Origin of the sequence: uncultured Thermus sp., from assembly GCF_938010445.1 — a bacterium.
GTDB lineage: Bacteria > Deinococcota > Deinococci > Deinococcales > Thermaceae > Thermus > Thermus altitudinis.
The window spans coordinates 1-3,042 of sequence record NZ_CALLUR010000029.1; the positions used below are offsets into that span (position 1 = coordinate 1).

At 63.9% G+C, this 3,042-nt stretch carries 3 protein-coding genes; all 3 read right to left on the minus strand.

Annotated elements, in window-relative coordinates; all coding sequences use genetic code 11:
- Window positions 1–1,641, minus strand: a 1,641-nt coding sequence (soxB, locus tag Q0693_RS01545) for a thiosulfohydrolase SoxB (RefSeq protein WP_298628655.1), incomplete at its 3' end; no start/stop codon positions are given.
- Window positions 1,638–2,216, minus strand: coding sequence for a sulfur oxidation c-type cytochrome SoxX (gene soxX / locus Q0693_RS01550; RefSeq protein WP_298628657.1), 579 nt, complete (start codon window positions 2,214–2,216; stop codon window positions 1,638–1,640). The genes soxX and soxB, both read right to left, overlap by 4 nt.
- A gap of 10 nt (window positions 2,217–2,226) precedes the next feature.
- Complete coding sequence (soxA, locus tag Q0693_RS01555) at window positions 2,227–3,009, minus strand: sulfur oxidation c-type cytochrome SoxA (RefSeq protein ID WP_298628659.1); 783 nt, start codon at window positions 3,007–3,009, stop codon at window positions 2,227–2,229.
- Window positions 3,010–3,042: the final 33 nt, after the last annotated feature.

Sequence of the window (3,042 nt, forward strand, 5' to 3'; positions counted from 1 at the left end):
TCCTTTCAGGTACTCCTCCACCACCTGGTAAATGGGCCTGGGCTCGTAGCCCGCCTTGGCCTCCCCCACCCGCTGGAGCCTGCCCCCATAGGCGGCCGCCAGATAGCGGCGGTTGGGGTCCAGGGGCTTGCCCCCCACCTCCACCTCCCGGATGCGCTGGCCCGTGGGGGCATCGGGGTTCAGGACGTAGCGAATCCCGTAGGTCCGGCTCACGTCCCCACCCTGCTGGTAGAAGGGGTCGGGGGTGAAGACGTTGCTGGCGATGTCCTCGAGGGTGCTCCGAATCTGCTCCCCCCTTAGCCAGAAGAGGTAAAGCTCGGGATAGGTGAAGCCCAAGTAGGCGTAAAGGTGGTCCCGGGTGATGGCCTGCCCAGGGAGGATGGTGGTGCCCCAACGCACCGCCGGGCTGAAGACCAGGTCCACCTCCGGATAAAGGGCCTTGACCGCCCGCCCCACCAGCTCATCCCAGGTGGAGTAGAGGGTGTCCCGCTTGTAGAGCAAGGACTCGGAAACCGCCAGGGGCTCAAGAAGGTGCTGGCGGTGCGGGGCCACCTTAGACTCCACATAGGCCTCCACATCCTGGGCCTTGGGAAGATGGTTCGCCAAAACCGGCAACACCCTCACCCGCAGATTGGCGATACCTCCCTTAAAGAGCTTCAGGTCCACCCGCATCAAGGCCTTACCGGCAGCGCTTCCCGCCACGATCCAGGTCTTCCCCACCCGCCAGGGAAGGGGCGTAAGGTCGTGGGTGTGGCCCGAAAGGATAAGGTCAATCCCCCTAACCCGCTCCGCCAAGGCCGCGTCCAGCTGAAGGCCGTTGTGGGAAAGCAGGACCACGGCATCGGCCCCTTCCGCCCGGGCCTGGTCCACGGCCCCCTGAAGGCGGCGCTCGTCCAGGGCAAAGGAAAGGCCTTGGGTAAGCTCCTCGGGGTGGGATACCTTCACGTAGGGGTAGGTGGCTCCCACAATGGCCACCGCGTAGCGGCCCATCCTATGGATGCGGTAAGCGGGGTAAAGGGGGTCGCCGAAAAGCTCGTCCACTACGTTGTAGGAAAGGTGTTCCCCCTTAAGCTTCCCAAAGAGCTCCTCGGCCCTTTCCCGCCCCAGGGTCCATTCCCAGTGGGAGACCATATGGTCCACCCCGGTGAGGTTTTGCCAATCCACCAGGGCCTCCCCTTGCGTCAGGAGGGAAAGGCCGGAGTTGGTCCAGGTATCCCCCCCGTCCAAAACCAAGGCCTTACCCCCCTCCGCCTCCACCTGGGCCTTTTGCTGACGGATAAGCGCAGTGAGATGGGCCATGCCCCCAATGGGGCCCAAGGCCTTGGCCAGCTCCACGAAGTCCAGGTAGCTAAGCAGATAGGCCAAGGGCGTCTTCCGCTCCACCCCGTAGGCGCGCAGGATGCCATCCCCAGTCAGGTAACCGGGCCGGCCCATGAGGGGCTTAGGGGCGATGAGGTTAGGAGGTTCCATGAAGTAGTGGGGGAAGGCCTGGCCGTGGAGGTCGGAGAAGTAGAGAAGGGTAGCGTCCCCGTATGGAGGAAGGCTATAAAGGCGGGAAGGATCCTCCAGGACCCGGGCTAAGCCCTTGGGCCCTAACCCGGCCAGGGCAGAAAGGAGGAATAGGAGTTCCCTACGGTTCATTTAGACCCCACCGCTGGCTTGGTATTGAACTCAGACTCGGGGTCCAGGAGGTAGGCCACCACGTCGGCGATCTCCTCGGGGGTCAAGCCTCCCAGGGCACCAAAGCGGTACATGACCGTGCAGGGGAAGTAGGCCCACGCGTTGTAGATGACCTCGTAGGTGTAGCGCTGAATGGCCTCGGACTGGCCGCGCTTCAGGCCATACTTCTCCAGGCTGGGCCCCACATCCCCGCCCAGATGCACAGGGGAGCCAAAATGACAGGAGAAGCAGTTGGCCTTCTGCAAGTTGTTAAAGATGGCCCCTCCCTTCTTCCAGTCCCCCATGAGCTTGCCGCTAGCCGGGTACTTGATGAGGGCCCGTTGCTCTTCCAGGAACTGGGGCAGGAGGTCGGCAGGTAGACGGTTGCGGTGGAAGGAGCAAAGGGCTTGGTCCGGGCGCTGGTTGAGGAAGACCTCCGCGTAGGCCTTGCCCCCGGTCTTGATGGCCTCCAGCTCGGAAGGGTTAAAGTACGACTGGGCCAGGGCCACCACCAAAGGCGTGGCTAAAAGGATAGGGAAAAGCTTTTTCAGCTTCATCACCGCCTCCTCACCGCACAAAGGCCGGCCACTCCTCCACCACCGCCCCGTTATTCCGGTAGGCCATAAAGAGCTCCAGGGCCAGGATGGGCAGGGAGTAGAGGTTGGGCTGGGGATGGCCGATGTTGCCGTAGCAGGCCCGGATCCGGTCCTGCATGGTCCAGATCTGGTCGTTGGAGTAGCGGTAGGCGGGCCAGTGGGTCCAGGATTTGTCCCGGCCAAGGACATCGGCGTAGGGAAGCACGCCCGCCCGGCGCCCCACGTAGGTGACGTGGCAGGTGGCGCAGCCTACATCCCGGGCTCCGCTACGGGCATAGAATAGCTTTTCCCCGAGGGCATAAAGCTCCCTTTCCTGCGGGAAAAGGAGGCGCACCTGGATGGGCTTGCCGGTGGAGAAGCTGGCGATGTAGAAGGCCACGGCCACCACCTCCTGGCGCCGGATCTGGTCGGGCCGGAAGCCCTGGACCCGGGTCATGCAGGTGAGGATGCGGCCATCCAGGTCTTCCACCTTGCCCGTGTCCAGGAAATAGCGGGGTAGCCGGGCCGCGGCCCCCTCCAACACCCCCTTACCCAGGCCGAAGTCGCACTCGGCCATGGTCTTGCCGCTAGGGCCCTTGCGGTTAAAGAGCTCCTTACCCTGCTCCACAATGAGCTCCGTGGGCAGGATGCCCGCGGTCTCCAAAAGGAGCTGCTTTTGCCGCTTGGCCTCCTCCCTCGGGTCCACCTCCCCCTGGGCCAGGGCCAAGGCCAGGAGGAAAAGCGCCGCCACCTTCCACCAAACCCTTGGGGACATACCCCACCTCCCACGAGTGCAAGGCGCCCGGGG

Excerpts from the sequence above, each read along its gene's own strand:
- soxA (WP_298628659.1), bottom strand. The coding sequence starts at position 3,009 with ATGTCCCCAAGGGTTTGGTGGAAGGTGGCGGCGCTTTTCCTCCTGGCC.
- soxX (WP_298628657.1), bottom strand. The coding sequence starts at position 2,216 with ATGAAGCTGAAAAAGCTTTTCCCTATCCTTTTAGCCACGCCTTTGGTG.